Source organism: Thalassoroseus sp. (assembly GCF_984380535.1).
Genome location: NZ_CFHRBF010000014.1, coordinates 222,202 through 249,058, shown reverse-complemented (window position 1 = coordinate 249,058; position 26,857 = coordinate 222,202). Strand labels below are relative to the sequence as shown.

Annotated in this window: 21 protein-coding genes; 3 read left to right on the top strand and 18 right to left on the bottom strand. The window is 55.8% G+C overall.

From position 1 onward, the window contains the following. Nucleotides 1-493 (top strand): hypothetical protein (locus tag AC5DDB_RS20200; RefSeq protein ID WP_491741571.1); only part of this gene is annotated, 493 nt, incomplete at its 5' end. A gap of 592 nt (nucleotides 494-1,085) precedes the next feature. Here AC5DDB_RS20200 and AC5DDB_RS20195 read toward each other — a convergent pair. Then, nucleotides 1,086-1,496, bottom strand: coding sequence for a hypothetical protein (locus AC5DDB_RS20195; protein WP_491741570.1), 411 nt, complete (start codon nucleotides 1,494-1,496; stop codon nucleotides 1,086-1,088). Between the two features lie 402 nt (nucleotides 1,497-1,898). Between AC5DDB_RS20195 and AC5DDB_RS20190 the strand changes: the two genes are divergently transcribed. Together AC5DDB_RS20190 and AC5DDB_RS20185 are read left to right on the top strand one after the other, a co-directional pair. Next, entirely contained in the window at nucleotides 1,899-3,494 is a 1,596-nt protein-coding gene (locus AC5DDB_RS20190) for a TolC family protein (RefSeq protein ID WP_491741569.1), read from the top strand. Nucleotides 3,495-3,569: 75 nt separating this feature from the next. After that, entirely contained in the window at nucleotides 3,570-5,063 is a 1,494-nt protein-coding gene (locus AC5DDB_RS20185) for a copper oxidase (protein ID WP_491741568.1), read from the top strand. A gap of 7 nt (nucleotides 5,064-5,070) precedes the next feature. On the opposite strand, the gene AC5DDB_RS20180 is transcribed toward AC5DDB_RS20185, so the two are convergent. From AC5DDB_RS20180 to AC5DDB_RS20100, 17 genes are all read right to left on the bottom strand, one after another. Next, nucleotides 5,071-7,569: a fused MFS/spermidine synthase gene (locus tag AC5DDB_RS20180; RefSeq protein ID WP_491741567.1), complete on the bottom strand. Its 2,499-nt coding sequence runs from the start codon at nucleotides 7,567-7,569 to the stop codon at nucleotides 5,071-5,073. A gap of 21 nt (nucleotides 7,570-7,590) precedes the next feature. Beyond that, entirely contained in the window at nucleotides 7,591-8,325 is a 735-nt protein-coding gene (locus AC5DDB_RS20175) for a ZIP family metal transporter (protein ID WP_491741566.1), read from the bottom strand. A 48-nt stretch (nucleotides 8,326-8,373) separates the two neighbouring features. Beyond that, nucleotides 8,374-8,718, bottom strand: a complete 345-nt coding sequence (locus AC5DDB_RS20170; protein ID WP_491741565.1) for a response regulator — start codon at nucleotides 8,716-8,718, stop codon at nucleotides 8,374-8,376. 66 nt (nucleotides 8,719-8,784) lie between these two features. Next, nucleotides 8,785-8,985, bottom strand: coding sequence for a hypothetical protein (locus tag AC5DDB_RS20165; RefSeq protein ID WP_491741564.1), 201 nt, complete (start codon nucleotides 8,983-8,985; stop codon nucleotides 8,785-8,787). 4 nt (nucleotides 8,986-8,989) lie between these two features. Continuing rightward, nucleotides 8,990-11,512, bottom strand: a complete 2,523-nt coding sequence (locus AC5DDB_RS20160) for a heavy metal translocating P-type ATPase (protein WP_491741563.1) — start codon at nucleotides 11,510-11,512, stop codon at nucleotides 8,990-8,992. A gap of 185 nt (nucleotides 11,513-11,697) precedes the next feature. Next, a complete protein-coding gene (locus AC5DDB_RS20155; RefSeq protein WP_491741562.1) occupies nucleotides 11,698-11,907 on the bottom strand; it encodes a hypothetical protein in 210 nt (69 codons plus the stop codon). After that, a complete protein-coding gene (locus AC5DDB_RS20150; RefSeq protein WP_491741561.1) occupies nucleotides 11,904-13,484 on the bottom strand; it encodes a cation:proton antiporter in 1,581 nt (526 codons plus the stop codon). The genes AC5DDB_RS20155 and AC5DDB_RS20150 overlap by 4 nt, the downstream gene beginning before the upstream one ends. Before the next feature lie 132 nt (nucleotides 13,485-13,616). Further along, entirely contained in the window at nucleotides 13,617-14,258 is a 642-nt protein-coding gene (locus tag AC5DDB_RS20145) for a cation diffusion facilitator family transporter (protein ID WP_491741560.1), read from the bottom strand. Nucleotides 14,259-14,317: 59 nt separating this feature from the next. Continuing rightward, complete coding sequence (locus AC5DDB_RS20140; RefSeq protein ID WP_491741559.1) at nucleotides 14,318-14,638, bottom strand: hypothetical protein; 321 nt, start codon at nucleotides 14,636-14,638, stop codon at nucleotides 14,318-14,320. After that, nucleotides 14,635-14,871 (bottom strand): hypothetical protein, encoded by a 237-nt coding sequence (locus AC5DDB_RS20135; protein ID WP_491741558.1) that lies wholly within the window; start codon nucleotides 14,869-14,871, stop codon nucleotides 14,635-14,637. The genes AC5DDB_RS20140 and AC5DDB_RS20135 overlap by 4 nt, the downstream gene beginning before the upstream one ends. A gap of 88 nt (nucleotides 14,872-14,959) precedes the next feature. Next, the gene (locus AC5DDB_RS20130; protein WP_491741557.1) at nucleotides 14,960-18,265 is read right to left on the bottom strand and encodes an efflux RND transporter permease subunit; all 3,306 of its coding nucleotides are present in this window, start codon (nucleotides 18,263-18,265) and stop codon (nucleotides 14,960-14,962) included. Between the two features lie 50 nt (nucleotides 18,266-18,315). Continuing rightward, a complete protein-coding gene (locus AC5DDB_RS20125; RefSeq protein WP_491741556.1) occupies nucleotides 18,316-19,854 on the bottom strand; it encodes an efflux RND transporter periplasmic adaptor subunit in 1,539 nt (512 codons plus the stop codon). 53 nt (nucleotides 19,855-19,907) lie between these two features. Next, a complete protein-coding gene (locus tag AC5DDB_RS20120) occupies nucleotides 19,908-21,491 on the bottom strand; it encodes a PP2C family protein-serine/threonine phosphatase (protein ID WP_491741555.1) in 1,584 nt (527 codons plus the stop codon). Between the two features lie 97 nt (nucleotides 21,492-21,588). Beyond that, nucleotides 21,589-22,191, bottom strand: a complete 603-nt coding sequence (locus AC5DDB_RS20115) for a class I SAM-dependent methyltransferase (protein ID WP_491741554.1) — start codon at nucleotides 22,189-22,191, stop codon at nucleotides 21,589-21,591. A 168-nt stretch (nucleotides 22,192-22,359) separates the two neighbouring features. Continuing rightward, nucleotides 22,360-22,884 (bottom strand): hypothetical protein, encoded by a 525-nt coding sequence (locus tag AC5DDB_RS20110; RefSeq protein WP_491741553.1) that lies wholly within the window; start codon nucleotides 22,882-22,884, stop codon nucleotides 22,360-22,362. Between the two features lie 100 nt (nucleotides 22,885-22,984). Further along, nucleotides 22,985-23,329, bottom strand: a complete 345-nt coding sequence (locus AC5DDB_RS20105; protein ID WP_491741552.1) for a hypothetical protein — start codon at nucleotides 23,327-23,329, stop codon at nucleotides 22,985-22,987. A 73-nt stretch (nucleotides 23,330-23,402) separates the two neighbouring features. Continuing rightward, entirely contained in the window at nucleotides 23,403-26,819 is a 3,417-nt protein-coding gene (locus AC5DDB_RS20100; RefSeq protein ID WP_491741551.1) for an efflux RND transporter permease subunit, read from the bottom strand. Nucleotides 26,820-26,857: the final 38 nt, after the last annotated feature.

The window sequence follows — 26,857 nt, the reverse complement described above, 5'->3', positions numbered from 1 at the left end:
AGGCTTTTCTGTGTCTATACCAATTCAAACGCGGTGGCGATTAGCGAGAAGTGTCAAAATTTCTACAGTGACCACCACAATATTGATTTTGCTCGCCACGAGTGCGAACGCCGCCGATCCCACAAGAGAACCGGAATACCAACATCCCGTCGTCAAGGACCACGGCGGAATCGTGGTCCTGCCGGAAGCGGCCCACCAACCAAAGAAGGACCCCAAGGTGATTCTTGACATCACGTCAGATAAGATGGAAGGCAGCGTGCTCCTCGGTTGCGACCGAGGGGCTTTGATTCTCAACCAGTATACCGAAGCCGAAGCCGAAGCTGACCATGGACTAAAGATGGCTGTCATCCTGCATGGTCCCGCCACGAAAACCGCTCTCTCGCACGCGGGGTACGCCAAACACGCTGATTCCTATAAAACCGATTTGGGAAAGACAAAGAACCCAAACCTTGATCTGATCAAACAATTGAAGAAGGCGGGCGTGGATCTCTAGGTTTGTGGGCAGGCACTCGCCCACCACGGCTACGCCACAAGTGAAGTCGCTCCCGAAGTGAAGGTGGCGGTGTCTGCGGCAACTGTGAATATCAATCTGCAAATGGAAGACTACGCATACATTCCTTTCAAATAGGTTGAGAGAATTGGTCTCTGTAGAACGTCGCCTCGTTCATACGGATTTGAAGTCTGAGGAGTGTTGCCCTGATTGTCGTCCCTGTAGCTTTGCTGGAATCTCACCGCAGACGGTGGTGACCTGACAATCACTACTCTTCATGCCTTCGACTTTCGCGGATGGCATCCATCTGTCGAGGTTGTTTCGAGGAGTGTTATTTTTTACACGAATGGGTGATTTCCGGAGATCGACTGATATGCTTGACCAGGAGTGGACATCGACGGATTCATAGCCTTGGAAGTAGACACGGAAACCATCCAACGTGAATGAGGCAAAGCGAGTATGCTTCTCCTCTATATGAGTGCTCGCGACGGCCCTCTTTTCCGATCGACCGAAACAAACGAAAAGTCCGATGCAGTGGCAATCAACCCTACTGATGTTGGCAATCTGCGCTGATCGAACCCGCCGGTTCCCAAGGTTAGGGGACGCGTTCGGATTTATCGTATTCTCCGGCTCCACCGGCGAGTGGAGTTTTGTCGCGTCGACCGACCGGGACGCCTTGATACCAGGAAGAACCCGCAAAAGGCGTGTGCGGCGTGAGGACGGTCGGGCGGAGTTGGCTGTAGTGTAACGGTGCATAACGCCAACCGCGGCAGTTCCAGGAGCCCTCGCCCAGGTGAAATAGGTTGTGCGGGTCGTGGTAGATCTTCTCCAGGGTATCGTCGCCGTAGACGTCTTCGCGCATGTCCTCCCAGACGTCCTCCGGGCACGGATCGCAGGTGCCGTAATGGTTCTTGGCATGCCAGCTGAACCAGTCGCCGCCGAATGCCGACGAGGTCCCTGTAAGAACTATCAATACCAGCCCGCCGAGGAATCGTTGGATTTGCATTCAAGTCTCCCGCTAAATTTATTTCTGACTACGGTGATAGTAAGCACGTCGACCAATCGCTTTCAGGAATTGCATCCCAACGTTTCTGGAGCGATCGTGCCAAGCAGGTGCGTTCCGCAGGTCAGACCAACTTTGTGGCGACCATAGACCCATTAAAACCGTCAAAGTTTACCCAGTCTTGCCAGGCAGTGCGTGCCGAATAGCTCTTGCGTGTGCGATCTTGTCAATCCATCAAATTGCATATCCTTGGCGTGAGCAAGTGAAGCGGTCATGTCGATAAAAATGATGGCGGCATTCGCTTGAGATGCACCGATTGTGGCGATGATGCGGTGTGGCGGACGGAGCCCGGCTCGCAGATGGGACGAGCAACAGCACAAGGTATTACGGATACCGGGGGTAAGAATGCCACGTTGGAAGATACGACTTGTCTCAGCGGGACTGCTCGCTGTCATCGGGGGTGGCTGTGCCCTGCCTCCAGCGACACCGCCGACTGCCAGTTCCTCGTTGTCTCGCGATGCTCAGAAGTCCTCAGGAACTGCGAAAGTGGACTTGGCCTCAGCGGAAATCGCTCAGAACACTCCGCTGCAACCGGGGCCAGGAAACAACCCGGTCGTTGAGAAGAAAGCCCCAGGAGTGCCGGTTCCGGCTCCCGTCCCGTCACCGGAGTTGCAACCGGGCGTTGGAAACCGTTTCACCGAACCGCCGCCGATTCCGCCCACACCCGACGCTGAATTGGCGATCGAAACCGGACAAACTGGTCCCACCGGCTCGTCGCTCACACTGGAAGCCCTCGAAGGCTTGGCTTGTGGGAACAATCCGACTTTGATCCAAGCCAAAGCGCAAGTCGATGCGACGTTCGGAAAAGCGATCCAAGCCGGATTGTGGCCGAATCCGCAGGTGTTTTACGTCGGCGAGCAAATCGGCGTCGACAGCATGGCAGACACCGATACGCCTGGCGAATTTCAGGGAGCTATTGTTCAACAGGAATTTGTGACGGCCGACAAGCTCGACCTCAGTCGTTCGAAATACCTCGAACGGGTGCATGTTGCCGAATGGCTGGCGATGGCTCAGGAGTACCGTGTGCTCAACGATGTGCGATTGCACTTCTTCCGCACGCTTGGTCGGCAGGAAATCGTCGAAATTCAGCAGGAGTTGCTCAAGAACGCCGAGGATCAACTCGTCACGGTGCGGGAAGGATACAACCTCGGTTATCATCCGCGATCGGAAGTGCATCGCGTCAATGCTCTGCTGCAAGAGCAACGCTTGAAATTCTTGATGGCCGAGAACGACTACCGCGAAACCTTTGGCACATTGATGGTGCTTACCGGTGTCGATCAGTTGCCAGCTCCGTTGGAAGGGGATTTGGCGGGACAATTGGAGCCGATCGAATTTGATCTCGCATTGGAACGGCTGTTGACTGAAAGTCCCGAAGTCAAGGCAGCTCAGGCGAAATTGCGAGCGGATGTCGTCACGCTCAGACGGGAAGAAGTTCAGCCGATTCCGAACATCGTGGCTTCCGCCGGCACGGGTTACAACTTTGAAGCTTTGGAGACGACCGCCACGGCTCAAATCCAAATGGAAGTTCCGTTGTGGGACTGGAATCAAGGCACCGTCAAGCAGGCCGAGGCCGACTTGGTTCGGCAACGGGCGGAAGTCCAGCGAACTGAACTGCGATTGCGGCAGGAACTCTATGGCGTCTACCGGAACTATCTGACGGCTCTTCAGCATGCTAGGAATTATCAGGATGTCGTCATACCTGAGAACCGGAAGGCTTATGAAGTGCTGCTTGATATGTATGAAGCCGATCGGGTGAGATGGTTGGATGTTCTCGCTGCCGAACGAACCTACTTTCAGTCGCGGCTGACTTATGTGCAGAACTTGATTGCCTGGCGAGAATCGGAAGTTCTGATCTCCGGGTACTTATTGCACGGTGGCTTGTCCACACCGATGGAAGTCACACCGCCTGGCCACCTCGATGCGGTTGCCAAGCCGCGATAAATCGCCACGGATTTCACCCGATCATCCAGTGAACCACCGGCGCATGTTCTGGTGGACTTCGGAAAAGGAATACCGATGACCGATCCCAACCCATCGCCGAACACGCGGCGAGACTTCATCAAAAGTGGAACCGCGGCGGCAGCGGGGCTGATTACCGGGGCATCCGCCGGACATGCTCAAGACGGACCGGCGCTGACGGAATCGCAAGAGTCCAACTCGCCCGCCTCCGCTGCGAAAACCGATACAAAGAGCGAATTCATCTCGGAGACTCCGAAAGAGTTTCAAGAGTTCTCTCGCTACAAACCCAGCTACGGCGGTCCTCCCGGCAGCGACACGTACTTGGGCAAACTTGTGCCGGGGCTAAGAAAAAGCGGTCTCGAACCCGTGCCGGTCGAAACACCCGATGTGGCCAAGTTGCCGTACAAAATGGTGAACGGCTGGAAGGAGTTTCACCTTGTTGCCGAACCGGTCGTGCGGGAGTTTCTCCCAGGCAATCACATGAACGTCTACGGTTTCAACGGCAGCATGCCGGGGCCAACGATCGAGGCGTTCCAGGGGGACAAAGTCCGAGTCGTCGTGCACAACAACCTGCCAGAAATGACCGTTGTGCATTGGCACGGTTTCGAATTGCCGGTTCAGTACGATGGCGTGCAGGGCGTGACGCAAGATCCGATCATGCCCGGCAAGAAGTTCGTCTACGAATTCGATCTGCATCAAACGGGAACTTTTTTCTACCATTCCCACTTTCCGATGCAGGAAGCCTTTGGGATGATTGGATTCTTTATCATCCATCCTCAAGTCGCGTTCGATCCGCCGGTGGATCGAGACTTCGCACTGATTTTCCAAAACTTCCGAATTGATGCAGCGAACACCGTTAGCGATTCGTGGAGTATGGACTGGAACTGGCACACGATCAACGGTCGTAGCGGTCCGTTTACCACACCGCTAGTTTGCAAACACGGCGAACGGGTGCGGATTCGCATCATGGATTTCAGCCCCATGCAGCACCATCCGGTGCATTTGCATGGGCACACCTTCTGGATCACCGGTCACGAAGGGACACGCATTCCGCCCGAAGCTTGGGTTCCCCGAAACAACGCCTTGATCGCTGTGGCCCAATCCACGGACTTCGAGTTCATTGCCTTCAACCCTGGCGACTGGATTTTCCATTGTCACATGGTGCATCACATGATGAACCACATGGTCCGGCAAAGCGGTCCGCGAATTCGGGACGAGGTCGAAGTCTCCCGGTACAAGGAAAGCCTGACCAGTCGACCGGACGTGGCGTATCCCAAAAAGAACAAGAACGCCGAAGTTCCCGGTTGGCCGCAGATGATGCAGTCGAAAAGTTTCTCGCCCGAGCAACTGCAAAAAATCTTCGGCCGGCGAGAAGTGAAAGGCATGCGGGAGAATTGGCACATCGGCGTCAAAGGTCTGATGACTGTGGTCCGCGTGCTGCCGGACGACCTGTATCATCGGGTGATGGAAACCAATGAAGACGTGCCCTGGGGAGCCAGTGTTCCTGGCAATCCTCACATGTCCATGCCCGGCATGCAGAAGAAACCATAAAGCGACGTCATGGCTGACGTGACGTCGAGCGAGTGTCGCCAAACAGCACGAAACGCTGCCCAGCGCGGCGTTGTTTTTCTGAGCGTGAAACATGTTTTGCGGAGGGAACCTCTCGAAAACCAGGCAGGGCCAGTTGGGACAACACCCAATCATAATAGCTGCGCAAAACGCCCCCTTGGAGCATTATGCCATTCCGATGCGAAATGGGTGCAAAGAACTCGACTCGAGGATGTTCGTCGGTATTCAATCGTTGGGGATTCTGAATGGTCCAACGTCCCATACACAGGTCGCGAAGTTGATCTGCCGTGTTGAAATATGGATCGGATAGGAGTTTGGCCGATTGCAACTCCATGATTTGTGCATCGAGTCGCGTCGCGTCGAAATCCAATGGTTGGGTCGTGCCGACTAGAGCCACAATTGCTTGTTGAGATTGCATCTGACCCCACCAAAGCGTGGTATGCGGAAAGATCGAGGCAAAACTGTCGGCGATCAACTCCAGCTCCGCGGAACCAAGCTGATAGAGCGGCAGCCATTGACAAAACAGCCCATTTTCTTGGAGCCGTTCTCGGGCGATCCGATAATGCTCGACCGTGTAGAGATATCCGGTCCGACTTTCCCAAGGCACAAACAAATCGGAAACGATGACATCAAAACGGCGATCTGTGGCGAACAGATAATGTCGGGCGTCATCAACCTGCATTGTAACCTTGGGATGGTCGACCACGTCAAAATTCTCCTGACCCAGCATTTGCGCCGCCTCCACGACTTCGGGAATCAACTCGACCACTTGAATCCGCTGCACCCTTTTGTCTCCCACTGCAGCCCCGGCTGTCAGCCCGGTTCCCAAGCCGAGGAACAACACGTTGCGTGGATTTTCATGCAAGAGCAGAGGCAGATGGGCTTGGCGATATTCGCGTGCGGCGTTCGGACCGGTGGCACCGAGTCGATAATGCACGTTCTGCCGAATCTGTAGGCTGTTCTGGCGGTCTTGGACGACATCAATCCAGCCATAGGCGGACTCCCAGCGCTGCAAAACCCGAACACCCGCTTCGCTAGCTAAAGGCTGTGTTGTACCGAACGGAGACATGGCCAGTCCGATAATAGCCAAGCTAACAGCGGCTGTGGTCAATGCCCAGCCGCGTCGCTGTTCTCGAAGCAATGAACCGAGAGTTATCAATTCCAATAGCACGGCAATGACGGCAAAACTCATCCACAATCCCAGCAACGGCAAGAACAGGAAACTGGCCGAGATTGCCCCTATCGCGGCGGCCAACGTATTGATCATCGCCAGGCGCCCTAGGACACGACTCCCGCGTTCTGCTGAATCTTCTGCAGATTTCCACGCGGCTGGTAGAACCATGCCAGCCATGGTGACGGGCGGTAAAACCAGGAAAGCTACGAGTCCGAAGGTATCCTGTAAGTACGTCGTAAATGAATCCCCATGACCAAAATATTCTAGCTGAGTATGCTCCCAAAGAAGCATGCAAGACAAGGGAATTCCGACAGCGGCTAGACCACTGGAAACAGCGAGAATTGCATTTCGTTCAAGGCGATCATGCAAAAGGGAAACCACCAACGATCCGATTGCCAAAGCCACGAGGAAGATGGCGACGACCGCTCCAAACGTGTAGGTGCTATTGTGAAATACCAGCGAGAACATCCGCATGTAGAGGACTTCCAAGGCCAGGGTGCAGAAGCCGGATACTCCTGAGACAATGCTCCACCAATGGGCAAGATGCGGTCGCAATGGTGCCGTATTCGGTGTGGCGGGCGGTTTGCGTCCCCGATCGGTCTGGGAGTCGCCTCGAAAAACTGCCAACGCCCATGCCGCGGCACCACATCCGGCGGACAAACCGGCAGCCAAGTAACTACTACCTCGCACACCGACTAAGATGAACAAAACGAATGTTGACCCTATGCCCAGAACCGCTCCCGCGGTATTCAGAGCATAGGCTAGCGAGACTCGTCTCGTGGAAAACCTCGACTTGGGAGAAAGGAATTCCGCCATCAAGGGCAACGTCATGCCCAATGCGGCCGTTGCTGGCAAGAGGAGAAAAAAGCAGATCACAGCGCTCACGATCAACCGGACGTCGTGTGAGAAGTCGTCCAGAAATCTGGCAATCATAGGCGTTGCCATCCCAGCAAGAATCGATGGAATCAGACATGCCCAACCCGCGGCAAACAGTTCCGCCATCCCGTAGGCTCGCAATGGTGAAAATCGCGTTGCCCATCGTCCTCCGAGCCAATAGCCAAAGGCCAAACCGGCAAAGTACGCAGACAGCACCACGGCGGCGGCGTGAGCGGTCTGTCCCAAAACCAAGCCAATCTGCCGTGACCAGGAGATCTCGTAAATTAACGCCGCCGCACCCGAAAGAAAGAAAATTCCATAGCTTAAAACAACGGATCGGGCATGTCTCGTATCGGGAATCGAGTGTTCTAAATGCTCGCGGGCTCCGATGGCATGTGTTCGGGCTGCGATTATCTCTTTTGAATTTCCGACATCCATGTGGTTTCCATTCGATGTTGATTATCCGATCCCTTCGGCCACAACGAGAAAGAGCGCGAAGCCGCCTAGGAAGCTGATGGCCGACCAACGGCTGTCTTCGGCGCTTTCATGGGCTTCGCGGAGCATGTCTTCAACAGCCGCCAGGGTATACAACCCCGCAACGAAGACCAACGCCGCCATCTTTATGGCTTCACTTTGTCCGCGCAACGCGAAGAAGGCAAAAATAGCGGCTCCCACAACTGGGATCACAAAAGACGCGGAAATCAACAACCGCTTTGCCCGGCCTACGCCTCGATCGCGAAAATTCGCAATCACGGCGAATCCTTCGGGAATGTCAGCCAACACCTGCCCCAACGCCAACACCAGGGCCAACTGACTCGACACCGCCGATCCCGCACCGATCAGCAACCCATCGCCCACCAGATCAGTGGCGACCGCGACATAGACCATCCACGCTCCCGATCCAGCTCCGCCAGATTTCATTTGCTGCCAGCGTTCGATTCCGGCTTCGACTATCAGGTATAGCCCCCCACCCGCCAGGAATGCCAGGGCGAGCAGCCATGCCGAAGCTCCTTCGAGTGCCTGCGGCATCACTTCAATGGCAATCACGGCCAGGATAATCCCGGCAGCGGCATGTAAGGTCCGGTTCAAAGTTGTCTGCGACGGTTGCAGCCATTCGGCCAATAATCCGCCACCGAAGTTGCCCACTGCGGGCAGCAGGGCCAGTCCAAGTACCGTCAGAACTTCGCCGTTCATATTTCGATTCCTAATAAGGCCCGATCCATTATTGCAACCCGCTACGATTCAGAATTGGATAATCGCTTGCAGATCTTGCGGCTTGACGGGTTTTCGAAGATGCCGGTCAATACCGGCCGCTTGTTCGCGGGCGTGATCCTGCGGGAACTCACTGATGGAAACGAAGATCGCTTCTGAAATGTTGGCACCTTCACGAAGTTGCTTCGCCACCGCATACCCGTCCAATTCGGAGCGTCCTACCTCTACAAAAACGCATTGCGGCTGCCACCCACGGACGGTTTCCTGCGCCTCTCGCTCCGAGTGAGCGAGCTTGATCTCATTCCCCTCTCGTGGGATGGACTCGGCAAATCGTTCGGCATCTTCACGATCCGTGTCGATAATTAAAATGTTCATGGAATCGGCCTCTCTCAAAAGGAATCTACTTACGGATTGTCGCTTGGAGAAGAATCTCAGTATGGGCTAGGACGAGAGTTGCTGCCAAGCCGCGGTATGCCGAATCCAGGGGCAGAGTACGAACCCGAGATAAAACAGCCCCAACAAGACCGCGGCCGCGATCCACAGATTGCGATCCGGTTTCTTGAGCGTTGCGAGCAAATACCAAAGGAAAAAGTACCAGACGACGGCTTCGATCAGTCCCAAAACGATATGTTTGGCTTCCATTGATTCAACTTTCTTGATTGTGAGAGGAATCTTTGTAAACCAACAAACGTAAAGCATTGAAGACCACCAGCAGCGTGGAGCCTTCATGAAAGGCGACGGCGGCGCCAATCCGCAATCCTAGAATCGTGGCGGGCACCAGGAAGGCGACCATGCCCAGACTGAACCACAGGTTTTGTCGAATGACGCGGCTCGTCTGGCGACTGAGGCCGATCGCGAAGGGGAGGCGGTTTAAGTCGTCCGCCATTAACGCCACATCAGCGGTTTCCAGAGCCACGTCGGAACCGGCCGCACCCATCGCAATTCCCACCGACGCGGTGGCCATCGCCGGCGCGTCGTTCACGCCGTCACCGACCATGGCCACGCCCTGTTTCCGACGCAACTTACGGATCGATTCGACCTTGTCCTCGGGCATCAGATCACCCCATGCCTCGTCGAGACCAACCTCCTGGGCAACGGCGTCAGCAACCTGTTGGTTATCACCGGAGATCATAATCATCCGCCGAATTCCCAGTTCGCGCAAACGGCGAATCGTGCCGGCAGCAGCTTCGCGAGGTGTGTCCATCAGCCCCAAGACGCCCAGGTATTGTTCACCCGCTCGGACAATCATGGTGGTGCGACCATCCGCTTCAAGTTGGTGGACCGTGGCCCGTATCGGATCAGGTAACGAAGGACCGTCGACCTCGGCAAACAGATCGTCCTTGCCGATGAAAACCGGCTTACCATCGACTGCGGCTTGCACGCCGCGACCAGTGATGCTTTGCAGTTCGTGGGCTTCAGGCACCGTAACACTGCTGTGGGATTGCCGGTCCAAGCGGTTCCGGCCATCACGGACGACCGCGGCCGCCAAGGGATGATCACTGAGTTCTTCCACGGCGATTGCCATGCGGAGCAGCTCCGCCTCGGCGACTCCCTTGGCGGGCACGACGTCGGTCAGCCGAGGCGCGCCTTCGGTCAAGGTGCCGGTTTTATCGAAGGCGACGGCGTCCAGACGTCCCAGACTTTCCAACGGGGCTCCGCCTTTGACGAGGACGCCGCCCCGTGCGGCCCGGGCGACTCCGCTCAACACGGCACTCGGCGTCGAAATCGCCAACGCACACGGACTGGCTGCGACTAGCACGGCCATCGCGCGATAAAACGACGTGGCAAAGGTCTCGTCGAGAACCAGCGGCGCGAATAACAGCAGCACGACCACTGCCAGGACGATGGGGACGAAATATCGTTCGAAGCGGTCGGTGAAGCGTTGCGTTGGCGATTTTTGTGTCTCCGCTTCGCTCACCAATTGCACTACGCGGGCCAAAGTCGTCTCGGCGGCGCGTTTGGTGACCTGAACTTCCAAGGCTCCACTTTGGTTGATCGTGGCGGCAAACACGCGATGCGCAGCGTCCAAATGTTCGGGATTCTGAGCGGCTTGTTGGCGGTCGGACACCGGGCGTTTATCGACCGGCACACTTTCACCCGTAATCGGGGCTTGATTGACGCTGCCGGTCCCCTTGAGGATGAAACCATCGGCGGGCAACCGTTCGTTCGGCTTGACGATAACCACATCGCCCGGTTGCAACTCGGCAACGGGAATATCTTGCACCTGACCGTCGCGGCGGACACGGGCCGTCTCGGGCGCCAACTCCGCCAGTGCCTCGATCGCCCGCCGAGCCCGTCCCATTGCGTAATGCTCCAAGGCGTGGCCCAGGCTGAAGAGAAACAACAACAACGCCCCTTCAGACCACTTTCCCAAAGCCGCCGCTCCGCCCGCTGCCACCAGCATCAGAAAATCAATTTCGAACCGGCCGGCCCGGATGTTCTCTATCGCTTCCCGGACGGTGAAGAAACCGCCGCAGAAAAAGGCGCCCCAATAACAGCTCAGCGAAATCCACGGCTCGACCGCCGTGGCAACTTCCAGGGACCAACCCACACCGAGCAGTAGACCGGAGAGAACCGCGAAGGCCAGTTCCGTCCGTTCGCCGACCAGACCGCTATGCTCGTGTTCGTGGGTGTGCTTCTCATCGGGAGATTCATCAGCGTACTCGTGAGAATCGTCACCCACCGGAGGCGGCATCTCACGGTGGGTCTGCGGGGCGCGCAGCGTCCGGTGCACATTTACCCCGAGATCGCGGAGCGCTGCGAGAAGACGGGCCTCGTCTGTTTTCTCTCGTTCAAATTCGACACGTAGCAAACCCTCCGCCGAGGCTGCGGCTTCAAGCACGCCGGTCAACTGGCCGATCCGCGATTCCAGCAGGCGTGCCCGCCGCGGATGAGTGCTTTCGATCTCGAACAGCAAATGCCCGTAGCGATTCGTCAATTCGGCTCCGACTCGCTGTGCGAGTTGCCGGATGTCCGCGAGTGAGAATCGCTCGGGGGCATAATGAATGCAGAGTCGAGGCGGATGTTCATCGTCCTCCTCCATCCAGTGCACCTCTTCGATGCCGAGTCGATCTTGCAGAGCGGCTTTGAGACGCTCCGCGCAACGGTCGCGTTGATCCGGGAGATCCGGTAAGACCATTTCCAGATCCAGTCGCAATTTTTGTGACATGCTGATTTTTCCTTGGTGCCGATTAGGAGGACGTATTAGCAGATGAGGTCTCGTCCGTTTTGCTGTCCGAGGGTCGGGCTTCATGAATGGCGTCCCAGTCCTGCCAAAGCACATACGGAACTATCAGCAGGGCGGCGACGGGGTCGGCCCACCACCACATCCGAGGCCCCTTGTTCTTCACTGTATTACCGCCAGATCAGCATCGATGCGGCGATCGCTTCGATGGCACTGTCCAAACCAAATGCGATCAGGGCTGAACTTCCCGCCAGGAAGCCCCCGATCAAGGTGACGACCACTTCCATGCCATTGTAGGCGAGATTCACCATCTCGATCCGACGACCACGCCGGAGAAGTTTTTGCCGGTCTGGCTGCTGGCCATTCGGATCGTCTGTCATTGGTTGTCGACCTCCGTTCCATTGACTTGCGGTTTGCGAAACAATGACCACTTGAGGGCGATGGGTGTCATGAGCGTGGTGACAATAACCATCACGACCAAAGCCGAAAACACGGAGCCACTGACGATCCCCAAACTTTTGCCAATGCTGGCGAAAATCAGCCCGACCTCGCCGCGTGGGACCATGCCCAAGCCAATCGCCAAGCGGTCGGAATCTCTCCCGGCCGGCAAGCCGCAAGCCAGCTTCCCCACGATGGCCACTACACTGAACGCCAATGCCAGCCAAAGGGTCATTGGATCCAAGAACGATTGCAGGTTGACTTGCATGCCCATTAACACGAAGAAGACCGGCGCGAAGATCCGTTCCAGGGGCGAGATGAGAGCTTGCATGGTGGATTGAGGGGAATCCCGCTCGAAATGTTCTTCATTCAGAATCAAGCCGGCCGCGAATGCGCCGACAATCGGAGCCAGTCCAATGGCGCTGGCCGCCCAGGCGAATAGGCAGGCGAAAGCCAAGGGGAAAAGCAGTTTGACATGATGTTCTTCCAAAGTCGCGACGAACGGCACCAGCCGGTCCAGGAGCTTTTCCCCAAGCCAAAGTGTGGTGCCCAGAAACCCGATCGAAAGCAGAGAAATTCGGCTAATTTCCCAGGCGTCAACCTGACCGGTCGAGGCAATGCCAACAACGACTGCCAACAGGATCAGCCCTAACACATCGTCGATAACGGCCGCGCCCATGATAATTTTGGTATCGCGGGTTTGTAGCTGCCCCAGATCGCGAAACACGCGCGCCGTGATACCGACGCTCGTGGCGCACAGCGTGGCCGCCAGAAAGATATGGACCGTCATGCCGGCATCCGGCAAGAGCCATAAGCCGGTCAAGAACCCTAACAAAAAAGGGCTCAGCACCCCGACAATCGCGACGGACAGAGCCCGTGCGCCAACCTTAAGCATCTCGTCCACTTGCGACTCAAGGCCGACTGTGAACAACAACAGGATCACGCCCAGTTTGGAAAACATCCACAGGGCGAACACCATGGCCACATAACGCGGTCCCTCCGACCCAGTCATAATCTCGATCAGATGCCGTCCGCTACCGTCTGCGGCCAACTGGGTTGGGGTGAAAATCTCACCTGCGGCTTCGGCCACGGAACGGCCAGTCAACCAGACTTCGCTGAACAGCGGCAGGGCCTCACCCAAATGCATTACCAAGGTAAATAAGGGAATGCCTATCCAAAAGCCGACATTGCCCACCAATACCCCGATCAACAACTCGCCCAGTACAGCGGATTGGCCAACTCGTTCCGCCAGCCAGCGACCGAGCATCGCAATGCCAATGATCACAGCCAACTCCAACAGGATTGGCGAGAACGGGACTTCCGGATTGGTTTCGTCTGGCGCGGATGCGTCCTCTGGCTTTGCAGTGTCGGTTGACGCTTCCGTACGATTTGTCGCCCGGTTTTCTGCGGCGATATTTGTTGCAACCAGCCCGATCAGCAATACGCAGATGGCCACCAATGCCGTGGCGGCTCGCATGAGGGATTCTCTCCTATCGCTGTTCTTCGGATCTGTTTTCATTGCTGGGTTTTCCACGCAGTGTAGGACAGATAAACCTCTCCGTCAGAGTCAATGGATGGTGCCGTGCTGGCATTTTGACGCCAGAGCTTGCAAACTAACTGGTGAAGCGTATTGCCTACGCCGTTATTCTCCTCACTTTTCCTCGGAGCGATCCAATTTGATCGCCCACGCATCCCGACCAGACTCGAAGGCTTCCCAAGCTACATACGGTACGATCAACAGTGCGGCCACCGGATCGGCCCACCACCAGCCTTGCCACTGCACCAAGCCAATGCCGAGCAACACGACGATTGTTTGATATTCGCAAATCATCGTGTCGATGGCGTCGTATTTCAGCGTTGCCGAATCAGTCTTTTTGCCGTAGTGGAACTTGCCCCACGCGAGCATCGGATTGACTACTAAACTGACGAGCAATATACCAATCCCCCACCATGACATGGTGGCGGTCTCTTGGCTGATGAATTTGCTGATCGCTTCGTAGCAGATAAACAGGACGGCGATGGTAAACGCAATCGAAAGAACGCCCAAAGCAATCTTCCTTCGCTTCTGCACTTCGCGATCACTGATCCCTTCCACCTCGCCGTGAAGACGCCAGATCATGAACGCGGCGGAGTTGCCTTCGATGATGCTGTCGACGCCCCAACTGATGAGTGCCGAACTTCCGGTCATGAAGCCCGCCGTCAGCGAAATCGCCACCTCCGCAATGTTGTAGACCAGACTTGCAATTTCAACGTTACGGCCTCTACGGATCAACTTGGTTCGTTCGTTGTTCATTCTGTCTCGTTTATTAAGCCATGAGCGCGACGACACTGCCCAATGTGGCAACGTGGTATCTATCTGGATGTCCCCAAATATGCATGAAAGGGGCACTGAGGATGATTCCAAACGCGAGAGTCCCCAGACGCGACGCCAATGATCACAGCCAATTCCAACAGGATCGGCGAGAACGGGACTCCCGGATTGGTTTCGTCTGACTCGGATGCGTCCTCTGACTTTGCAGTGTCAGTTGACACTTCCGTGCGATTTGTCGCCCGGTTTTCTGCGGCGATATTTGTTGCAACCAGCCCGATCAGCAATACGCAGATGGCCACCAAAGCCGCGGCGGCTCGCACGAGGGATTCTCTCCTGTCGCTGTTCTTCAGATCTGTTTTCATTGTTGGGCTTTCCACGCAGTGTAGGACAGATAAACCATGAGCGCGACGACACTGCCCAATGTGGCAACGTGGTAAATATCTGGATGCACCCAAACATGCATGAGAGGGGCAGCGAGGATGATTCCAAACGCGAGAGTCCCCAAAGGCACATACACCAACAATGTCATCCAGTTCCAGCGAATCCGCTTTCTTGGTTGGGCCGGTTTGGATTTCTTGCGTTTTCTTTGTTTCATTCGTCCCATCGTGTCGCCAATCGAAGTTAATTGAAATTTTGGCTGGAGATCATCCGCGAGCGTTCCCTCACCTTGGCTTCACTTGGAATCACCTCTCGGCAGCTTCCGACTTCGGCTCGAACCAGTGGTAGATCGCCGGCAAGACACCCAATGTCAGCAAGCTTGATGTGACCACGCCGCCGATCACGACAGTGGCCAGCGGTTGTTGAACTTCGGCTCCGGCGCTGGTCGAGATCGCCATCGGTAAAAAGCCGAGGGCGTCCGTGGTCGCGGTCATCAGTACGGGACGCAGGCGATCCATCGCTCCATCAAAGACGGCCGTCTCGGTGCGATCTTTCCGCGTGCGCAGATCACGAATGTGTTCGATCAGCACCACGCCGTTCATCACGGCAATCCCGAAGAGAGCGATGAAGCCCACGCCCGCAGAAATCGAGAAAGGCATATCGCGGACCCATAGCGCGAAAATCCCGCCAGTAGCCGCGACGGGGACATTTAGGTAGATCAAGATCGCCAACTTGGCGGACTTGAAGGTCATATAGAGCATGGCAAAGATCAGAAACAATGCTACGGGAACGGCGATGACCAGTCGGCCCGTCGCTTCCTGAAGATTCTTGAACTGGCCGCCCCAGGTCACGATATAACCCGGCGGGAGTTCCACCTGCTCGGCAACGGCCTGCTGGGCCTCAGCCACAAAGCTGGCTAAGTCGCGACCGCGAGTGTTGGCCTCGATTAGTAGGCGTCGCGAGATGGCCTCGCGAGTGACCATCGCCGGTCCGATTTCCAAGCTCAAATCCACCAACTGCTCCAGTGGGATTTGCCGACCTTGCGGATCGGCGATTTTGATTTGCTTGAGAGCTTGCATGTCGTCCCGCCACTGGGGACCGAAGCGAACCTGCAAAGGAAATCGCGGTTGTCCTTCTAGGACTTGGCCAGTTGTTTTGCCGCCGATCGAAGCCACGGCATCCATCACGTCGCCAGTGTTGATGCCGTAACGGGCGACTTCATCCCGATCGACGACGACGCGCAGGTTGGGCAATCCAGCGATTTGCTGGGCGCGCACATCGCCCGCGCCGGGAATTTGATTGATCACCTGCACGATCTCGTCGCCTTTTTGCTTGAGCACATCCAGGTCCGGGCCGTACAGGCTAATGCCAATCTCGGAACGCACCCCGGCAATGAGTTCCTGGACACGAAGTTCGATTGGCTGTGAGTAGCTGAACGTATTGCTGGGAACATACCGTGTAAGCAATTCATTGATCGTGTAAACTAGTTGCTGTTTCTCGAACTCTAGATTATTCTCGGAGAACTCCTCGTAAATCGCCTCCGCCCGTTCGCGAAGCTGTCGTTCCTCGTCGTCGGTCAAGGTCTCTTGTTCGGTCATCTTGAGATGAACCGACCGTATGACTTGGAAGATATTCTTCGGGTTGTCCACTGTAGTCCATTCGTCTTCGGGCCAGTCGACCAGCCCAATCAGCGCCAGCGGCCACTCCAAGGGCGTCAGCGTTTCCCGCGGATGCAGAATCACATAGATGTCGCTGATTTCCACACCCATCGGATCGGTGGCGATCTCCGGTCGCCCGGTTTTAGAGATGACCGAGGTTACCTCGGGAAACTCCGTAAGCACCCGTTCGATGTTTGTGGTGGACTCGATGGATTCTTCCAATGCCACACTTGGTAACCGCCAAGCCTGTAGTGCAATCGCTCCTTCATCGAGTTGCGGGATAAACACCGCACCGAAGCCAGAGGCGATTCCCACGCTGATGGCAAATGCTCCTAATGCCACGCCGAACGTCAGTTTCGGCCAGTGCATCAACCGCCGCAGCACCGGGGCGTAGCCTTTCTTCGCCCAGCGGATCAACAGCGGATCCTGTTCACTGATGCTGCGAGCTAAGAATAGCGAGGCCAACACGGGCATAATCGTCACCCCCAGGATCAACGCGCCAATCAAGGCGGACATGAAACTGAAGGCCATCGGGCGAAACATTTTGCCCTCGATGCCTCGCAGACTGAGAATCGGCAAGAAAACAATGACGACGATGATGCCAGCGAACAGAATCGGGCGTCCCACTTCCCAGCCCGCCTTGCGAAAGACTTCAAGCGGCACACGACGGTCATTGGGATGCTGCCGAAGGTACAGACTGGCGTGCCGGATTGAGTTCTCGACCATCACCACCGCCCCATCGACAATGATGCCGAAATCGATCGCTCCCAGACTCATCAGATTTGCTGAGACGCCGAAAATTCGCATGGCCGTTAACATGAACAAGGCCGACAAGGGAATCGCGGCGGCGACGATCAGCCCCGCCCGCAAATTCCCCACTAATAATAAGAGCATGACGACGACCAGAATCGCTCCTGTGCTGATATTTTCCACCACGGTGTCGATGGTGCGGCGAATCAAATTGGTGCGGTCGTAGAACGTGTCGATATAGACGCCTGGCGGCAGTGAGGCTTCAATCTCCGCTAAGCGATCTTTCACCCGGTCCACCACGATTCGGGCATTCTCACCAATGAGCATCATTGTGATGCCGATAACCGCCTCGCCCTCGGCATCCCGAGTGACGGCTCCCTGCCGAAGCATCGGCGCAAACTTTACATCACCGATGTCGCGAACATAGACCGGCGTTCCGTCTTCCCGGCTGTCGAGCACGATATCGCCGACGTCGTCCAGGGTTTTGATCAACCCCTCGCCGCGGATGATTCGCTGCTCGCCGTAATGAACGAGATAACCGCCGCCGGCATTACGATTGTTTCGCTCAAGCGCTTCGAAAACGCGGTCGAGTGGAATGTCATAGTCCAATAGAGCATTGGGATCCACTTGCACTTCGTAGGTCTTGAGTTCGCCGCCGAAGGAATTGACCTCGACGATGCCCGGCACGCTACGAAGTTGGAATGCGATTTGCCAATCCAAGATTGAACGGAGTTCCATCAGGCTGTAGTCGTATCCCGGCTTCGCTTTCAACTCGAACTGGTAGATTTCGCCCAACCCCGTCGAGATTGGGCCCATGCGCGGCTCGCCGAAGCCCTGAGGGATACTGTCACGGGCTTCGGTCAATCGTTCCATGACTAACTGGCGAGCCCAGTAGATGTCGGTACCCTCTTCGAAGACGATCGTCACCGCCGAGAGACCGAAACGGGTGACCGAGCGGATTTCCTCGACCCGTGGAATACCACTCATGGCCGCTTCCACGGGAAACGTCACATACTGCTCAACTTCGATCGGCCCCAGTCCCGGCGAATTGGTTAGGACTTGCACTTGGACGTTCGTCACATCCGGGACCGCGTCGACCGGCAGGGTCAGCATCGAATTGATACCCACGCCGATCAGCAACAAAGCCAGCAAAAGCACGATGAAACGATTGTTCAAAGATGCAGAAATGATGCGGTTGATCATGGTGTCATTTCAGATTGGGAGTCGAACGGCGATCGGGAATCGGTGTCGGTCTAGTGCGCGTGCGTACCGCCGACGGAGCCGCTGAGCAGTTTGGTTTTCAGGGCGAAGCCGCCGCTGACAACGATCTGGTCTCCCGGCTGTAGTCCTTGCTCAATGACGACCATGTTCTCGCTTTGCGTGCCGGTGACAATGTTTTGACGCTTAAAAGTCTCTCCCTTCTGATGGACGAACACGAACTCGTCGTCATCCTGCCGCTGAATGGCCGAAACCGGCGCAACGAGCACGTCGGACAGCACTTTTCCCGGCAGTTGAACCTGGGCGAACATGCCGGGTTTGAGATGTCCGTTAGGATTCTCGACGGTTGCCAATAGTCGAACCGTCCGCGACTCGCCACTAAGAACGTCGCCTTTATAGAAGATGTCCGCCTCATGCACATGGTCGTAAGATGTCGTGCGGAAATTCAGCGTGTCTTGGAGTTCATCGAGCAGCGGCAAATCCTTTTGATAAATGTCCGCTTGCACCCAGAGGGTCGACAGGTCCGCCAATTCGAACATTTTCGTATCTGGGCCGACCCGTTCATCAATGACGACGTCCTTTTCGATGATCGTGCCAGCGAAAGGGGCTTTGACAGGATAATGAGAAATCTCTTCGCCTTCGGCCAATGGATCGAGGTTGTCCAGATCTGCCGCTTGGTATCCGAGAATATACAAAAGTGATCGGCTCACGCCGCTTTCCGTCTCGGCCTTTTCGAATTCCTGTTTTGCTTGAAGTTCCTCCCGGTAAGCCGTGAACTTAATTTGTTCCAACAAGGCTTCCATTTTGGCCTTGGCGGTTTTGAATGCCGCCTCGGCGGCCAACACGTCTTTTCCAGCCGAGATTCCTTTTTCCTCAAGTGGCTTCAACCGCTCATAGTCCTTCCGCGCTTTGTAGAGATCGGCATAGGCCGTCATCAATTCCGACCGATATTGACCGATCTGTTCGTCCTGAAACTGCGTTTGTACGTTGTCCAGTGAGACTTCATCTTCTAGTGCGGAAATCAGCTTTTGGACATTGGTGTTGATGGTTTTCGCCCATTCGCGGTTGACCTCCGCGAATCGCTGGTCGCGGCGGTCCCGGTATAATTCAAGCTTGGCTTGACCAACTTCGCGGCTGTCGACGATCGCCAGTGTTTGGCCCGTCTCGACCGTCTCGCCGAACCGGACCTGAACTTGATGCACGCGGCCTTCGACCAAAGGATAAATCTCTGCGGCTTGGTCCCGATTGACGGTCAGCTTGCCGGTGACCCATTTGAATGTCGGCAGGTCGGTTTTTTCCACATCGGCGATTTTCAAGTCAGCCGTCTTCCATTGGACTTTAGGAAACACCACACGGTCCGCCGTTTCGCCTTCGGCACGTCCTTCTTCTCCTGGATGCCCGTCTTCGTCATGATCTTCCTGTTCAGCTGCGGCGGTGGTAGTCGACGAAACGCCCAGCAGGGGGCCCAGAAAGTACATGCCCGCCGCCCCCAGGCAAAGGATGACCAAGCCCCCCAACCCTAGCAGGAGGTACTGGCGGGATGCTGAATTCTTGACAGACGTTACTGTGGACATGAAGCCGATTCCTTGGAGAGTAATGAGTTTTTCGATGATCTTGTTTTTAGACCTCAGCCAACATGGGGAAGTTCCCGAATGTTGTTCGAACTCACGCAACGGGCGATTTGGGGCAATGGCTCTTCTGTCGTCGCAACAGTTGGATCGAACTCGATGACCAATAGGGTGGTGTCGTCCCCCGTCTTGGCCTTTCCCTGATGAACTGCCAAAGCGGCTTGGATGTGCTCTACGGTCTGGGCGATTGTCTCGTCCTGAGAATCCGTGAACATTTGGGCCACACGATGACGGCCGAACAAATTGTGCTGCGCGTCCCCCGTCTCAACGACGCCATCCGTCATAATTAAAAGACGATCGCAAGGGGCTAAATGCCTCGTTTCAGTGGTCCACTCCAATCCCTCTCCAACCCCAACGAACAAACCCGTCGCAGACAGAGAGATCGTGCGGCCGCCACTCGACAGCAGACCCGGTTCGTGGCCTGCATTTGCATAATCCAGTTGCATCGATTCGGGATGCCAACGGGCCAAGAAGACCGAGACAAAGTATCCAGACAAGGACGCTGCCAAGAACCGGCCGTTGACATAACTCAGAATATCTCCCGGTGCCATATGACGTTCGGCGGCGCTTGCGAGCAGCATCTTGAACATCGCAGCCCCCATGGCGGCGGGCACCCCGTGCCCCACGACATCGGCAATACAAATCAGCCATGTGCCGTCGGACAAAGCAAATAGATCGTAGTAATCACCGGCAACTTCTTCGGCAGGGCTGAACAGAATGCTTGCTGTCAGGCCGGGAACTGCCAAATCCTGGGGCAGCAGATGCTCCTGGATCAGGCGAGCTTTTTCCATTTGAGCCCGCCGGTGCTGTTCACTCTCGGCCAACGCGTTGCTCATTGAATTGACGGCAATCGCCAATTCGTCGAGTTCTGCACTTCCCAACTGAGCCACGCGGGTATCAAATGTTCCCTTCGCGATTTGCGTAACGACTGCCGCCAGAGATTGGAGTGGTCGGGCGACCAGCTTGAGCAGCATGACATTGACGATCCCTGCTGCCAGTACAGCCAATGCCGCGAGAATTGCCGATTGCCACAGCACTTCCTGACGAATCGCTCGCCGGATATTCGTGAGATATTCAGAGATGTAAACTGTAATTCCGTCGCCCGTCTGACCAGCCACGACGAGTTGTTTGCCCTGAAATGTCACTCGGTGATCCGGGTTTTGGGTGCCAACTCGCAAAGCCCCCACGCATTGGTCCGTGCGGTTCGCTGCTACTTCCTCACTATCAGGGAACTGGATTCCCGCGCGCAGTGTCTCCGCGAGTTCCTGCGATTCGGCCCGATGTGCCTGCACAGTCTGATGATCGAATTCCACCACGATATGATGGCCTGGCGAATGGCTATCCCGCATGGCGAAACACACGGTATTCACATACTGCTGCACGTCATCGACTCCGTGACCTCGCAAGAGATGCATGACAGCCTGATGGACGGCAATCGCCTCGTCTTGTAAACCGATTTGCTTGTCCTGTACCGCATCGGACATTTCGCGTCGATAGTCCCACACCAACAGAATTGCGAGCAAACTGCCCAGCGTCAGATTGACGATCAATAAAACTTGCATGCGTACGGATCGTGAGCTCATCGGATTGGCCTCCTTGCCATTCGAATAGCTAGTGAATTCACAACTCGGAATTCGGTCAGGAAATGCCATGTCGTATCTCACTCACTTCAAGCTGTCATCACTTCGAGCCACGAATCAGCAGCAACGACCAATGGTCCAGGCTTTCCGAGGATCGGTCGAGGTCCGCGGAGGCGGCTTTGTCCCATTCGAAATCGTCCCCGAACTCGGCCAACACGTCCTGGATGGAATTTCCAGTGCCGGAATGACCCTTCGGATCTGGCCGACGCATCAGCAGAAGATACTGCGACCCGACCTGAGTGATACGACGCAGGGTGGCCATGTATTCGGCCCGGTGTTGATCCGTTTGACGCAAATGCTCGTAGCAACCGCAGTCCAACACAAAGTCGACCGGCTTGATGGGATGAGCGAAATGGCAAATGTCGGCTTCCAGGAATTCCACCGGGATGTTAGCCTCTGCCGCCAAGACACGAGCATGGGCCAATGCCACACTGGAATAGTCGACTGCGGTAACCGAGAAGCCGTTGTAGGCCAAATACATGGCGTCGGTACCACGACCACAACCGAGCTCAAAAGCACGTCCCGGCCGGATCTGCCCCGATTCGATGGCCTGCCGCAGTTCAGGCGCCGGCTGGCCCGTGTCCCAGGGTGTCTGGTGACTCAAATAATCCAGATTCCAATCGAAGACGGCGGATTCGGGCATAAGACTTTTATTCCTTTCTCTGGGATTGAAACAACGTAACGCGTAAGCACTCTGGCCTTTGTGCATTGACGCTATCGGCGCGCAACCTTATCGTGAGTTGCCACGAACGATTTCGTAGCAACTTACGATGCCTGATTAGCTAGGGGCTTACGACCGGAACTCTAACGATCAGTGTTTGTGTCCGGCGTGGTCGTGACTGTGACTAATTTGCCCGTTGTAGGACTTACCGTTGATTTTGAGGACGAGCCGCGCTGTCGCTCCTTCCTCGTCCAGATGCTCAATGAGTTCCGCATTATCGGAGATGAACCGCGACGATTTTCCTTCGGGATCGCCTTGGTCCGGTTGAGCGGCGAGTTGGAATTGCTCCGGTTGGCCGTCATGCTGGACGTTGATGGTGACCTCTTTGGCTTCGATCGGCACGGCCGTCTTGGCGGAACCGTCGAGCACATAGATCGTGACTTGTTCCGCGTCTTCGTCGTGGACAAGCTCGGCGTGATACTCTTCCTTGCCCAGTTCAATCAATCCGCCGTGGTGTGGGCCTTCGGACGGGTGGCCGTCTTCCATTTCCACGGTGTCGGGTGGTAGATCACTCATTTCGATCGATTCGCTTTGATCTTCCTTGGGCTGGCTACAGCCTGTGATCAGCATCGTTGAAGCGGCGAAGAGTAGGGTGAACGTCTTGATGAAATTCATGAAGGTTTTGCTTTTTTTCAGAGTTTTGAGACTTGAGATGAGTGTGAAATCAGACCGCGCCTGCGGATAACACCGCGGGCGCGGTCATTGTCAGTCGGGCCTAATGGCTGTGTTTGGTTTCGAAACCACTGGCCTTGAGCCATTTTTCCCACTTATGGGCGGCGGTATGGCTGTCCAGAGAAAGTTCCCGCCATTTTGGGCAGCGGTAGGACACGTCAACGTGTCCGTTGTGATCCTCCTGCTTAACCTCACAGCCAAGCTTCTTGATGGTGGTGTAGTGCGTCTTGGCCTTCTTCATGTCCTCGAACTCGATCGTCTTCCACTTCTCCAACCGGTAGGCCACTGCTTCCTTCTCAGCCGCTAAGGCCGGTTGGGCCGCGAATGTTCCCAGAATGGCCAAGGCTAGGCCAAACACCATCAGCATCCGTCGCTTCAGTCCGTGCATTGCACATTCCTCCTTTTGAGGGACTACAAAATTGGTGACGCGGTTCCAACCGCGACACATATCCCGACCCGCGTCAGGAATAGTTCACGTTGGGCGTATTGACTTCCTCCGCCGCAGATGATTCGTGAACTGCGACGTTCTCGAGGTGGTCTTCCTCGACGAGCGGGACTTCTCCACGCGTATTGCGGATCAACCGTTCGCCCGCTCCGCGTCCGACCATCCAAAACAATGCCGGCCGGACGAAGAATTCTAGAATTGTGCTGCTGACCAATCCGCCGATTACGACCGTCGCCACCGGATACAACACTTCTTTGCCGGCTTCGCCAGCGGCCATCGCCAGCGGCAACAGGCCGATGCCGGAAGTCAAAGCGGTCATCAACACTGGAGCTAACCGCTCTTGCCCGGCGCGGGTGATCATCTGCCGTGTCCAGCCTTCGCCTTCATATCGCACTAAGTGCAAGTAGTGGTTGAGCAGCAGGATGCCGTTGCGGCTGGCGATCCCGCCGAGCGAAATAAAGCCGACCATTGCGGCGACGGTCAGCGTCTGCTGCGTGATGACCAACGCGGCGACCGATCCGATGAAGGCCATCGGAAGTGCCGCCATGACTTGCAGGGAAAAATTGATGGAGCCGAACATCGTATACAGAACGAGGAACACGCCCAGTAGAGATACGCCGAACAAAATCGCAATCATTCGGGATGCCGACTGCTGGCTTTCGAATTGCCCGCTGTACTCCAAAAAATATCCCGGTGGCAGCTCGATGTTTTGGAAACGCCGTTTGATGTCCTGCACGACTTCGACTAGGCCGCGGTCGGAAACGTTGGCTTGAATGACGATACGGCGACGGACTTGCTCGCGATTAATCGTGTTTGGCCCGCCAGATTCGTAGACTTTGGCGACCGCCGAAAGCGGAGCGGTCCCGCCGCCAGGCAATTCGATGGAGAGCCGGCGCAAAGCATGCAGATTTTCACGGAAGGGCTCATCAAACCGAATGAGCAGATCGAATGTTCGTTGTCCCAAGAGCACTTCCGAGACGACTTCGCCGTTCATAGCCGTTTCGACATATTCGCTGACATCATCTGGTGTGAGTCCGTAAGTCAGCAACTTATCGCGGTCGACTTCCACTCGAAGTTGAGGAATCACGACTTGCGGTTCGACCAACAAGTCCGTGACTCCTTCGACGCCAGACATCACCGCTTTCATCTCTTCCGCTTTTGAGCGAAGGACATCCAAATCGTCGCCGTAGAGTTTGATTCCGATTTGAGCCTTCACACCGGAAATCATGTGCGAAATTAGGTGAGCGATCGGCTGTTCCGCACTGGTGACAATGCCGGGAACTTCGTCCATGGCAGCCCGTATTTCCTCCAAGACATCTTCACGGGATTGTTCACTTTCTGGATCGAGCTCGATGATAAACTCGCTGACATTCACCCCCTCGGCATGCTCGTCCAGTTCAGCCCGGCCGGTGCGGCGGGCGAAACTCTGAACGGCATTGATGTTCATTAATTGTAGTTCGACTTCTCCGGCGATCTCGTTGGAGGTTTGTAATGATGTTCCCGGCGGCAGAATCACATTGAGCTGCACAGTGCCTTCGTTAAATGGGGGAAGGAAATCGTTCTCTAACCGCGTGAGGACCAATCCTGCGACGATGACTCCCATGGCGGCAACCGCCAAAATTGGAATGGCCAACCGCGTACTCAGGCTAATCACCCAACCGGCCATCGCCTTGAGCACGCGGAGCACAAGACCGTCTTGTTCGCCGTGACTGGCGCGGTCGGTGAACATCATCAACAGCCAAATCGGCAGAGTAAAAATAAGGGTCCACTGCAGAGGTCCATGGGTGAAAATCTCTGGCACTGTCACCATGTCGGAAAGTCGCGGGATGACCCAATAGAAAATGGACGCCGAGATGGATAGGGCCATCAGCGGCGCTACAAACAACCACAAGGCCCGGCGTGCCAAAAGCAAGTACGAAAGAACTGGTGTGACCGTCAGCGACACCGCTAGCGAGGCCAGCAGGGACACCATATAGGCCATGCCCAGCGGCACGAACAACCGACCTTCCATACCTTGCAACGCAAACAGCGGCACGAACACCAACACGACGATCATCGTGCCGAAGACAATCGAATTGCGGATTTCCACGCTGGCTTGAAAGACGACCAGCAGCGGATTTTTTTGCTCGCCCGCGGGTTTGTGCCGATTTTCACCGAGTCGCCTGAAGATGTTTTCGACGTCTACGATCGCATCATCGACCAACTCTCCAATTGCCACGGCCAGCCCACCCAACGTCATCGTGTTAATGGAAAGTCCGAAGAACGCGAAGATCAAGGCTGTGATCACGAGGGACAGCGGAATCGCCGTCAGCGTGATGAATGTCGTGCGAAAGTTCATCAGAAAGATAAACAACAGCACGACGACCAACACGCCGCCATCTGCCAAGGCTTCCACCACATTGTGAATCGCCCGATCGATAAAGGCCCGTTGCGAATAGGTGGTTTCGATTCGCACGTCTTTCGGCAACGATGTCTTGAGATCGGCGATGGCGGCATTAATCGCATCGGTGACTTCGCGAGTATCGGCATTCGGCTGCTTGTTAACGGTTAACACAACCGCCGGCCCGCCGGTAAACTCGTCATTGTCTTCACGGACAAAGGCGGTACTATCTCCTCGCTTGACTTGGGCGCCCTCGACGATGGTTGCGACTTGTTTCAGCGCGACGGGTCGATCATCACGGATCGTGATGACGAGCTTCTCCAAATCTTCGATCGTCTGAACGCGTCCCAAGGCACGAACGAGAAACTCGCTCGGTCCTTGTTCGTCGAGGTAGCCGCCGGTGGTGTTTCGGTTGCTCTCGACAAGCGCCTGTTTCACATGATGCAATGTCACGCCGTAACGCAGCAATTTATCGGGATCGACGAGCACCTGAAATTGCTTTCGGCCGCCGCCCATCGTGAAAACTTGGGAGACGCCGGGAATCGTCAATAATCGTTGCCGAACGACCCAGTCTGCCAATGTCCGCAGTTCGATCGGTGCGGTCTCGCCCGTGTCGCTCCACATGGCGAGCATTTCGATTTGCCCCATGATCGATGAAATCGGGGCCAGCGTCGGTTTGATGCCCTCCGGCATACGTTCCTCTGCCAACGCAATACGTTCGGCGACAATCTGGCGATCGGTGTAGATGTCGGTGCCCCAATCAAACTCGACATAGATGACCGAGATGCCCACACCCGAGGAACTTCGAACAGCTTGCACACCGTTGGCACCGTTGAGGGCCGTCTCCAAGGGAAAGGTAATCAGCGTTTCGACTTCTTCCGGAGCCATGCCGGGGGCTTCGGTCATCACCACCACTCGCGGCCGGTTCAGATTCGGAAAAACGTCGATTGTCATGTTCATCGTCTGCCAACCGCCATAGCCCAGCAGGAACAAGGCCAAGGCAATGACCAGCAATCGTTGACGTAAGGCGAATCGAATAATGGCGTTGAGCATGTGTAAAGCAGATGACTAAGAGCTAGGAGCACAGAGCC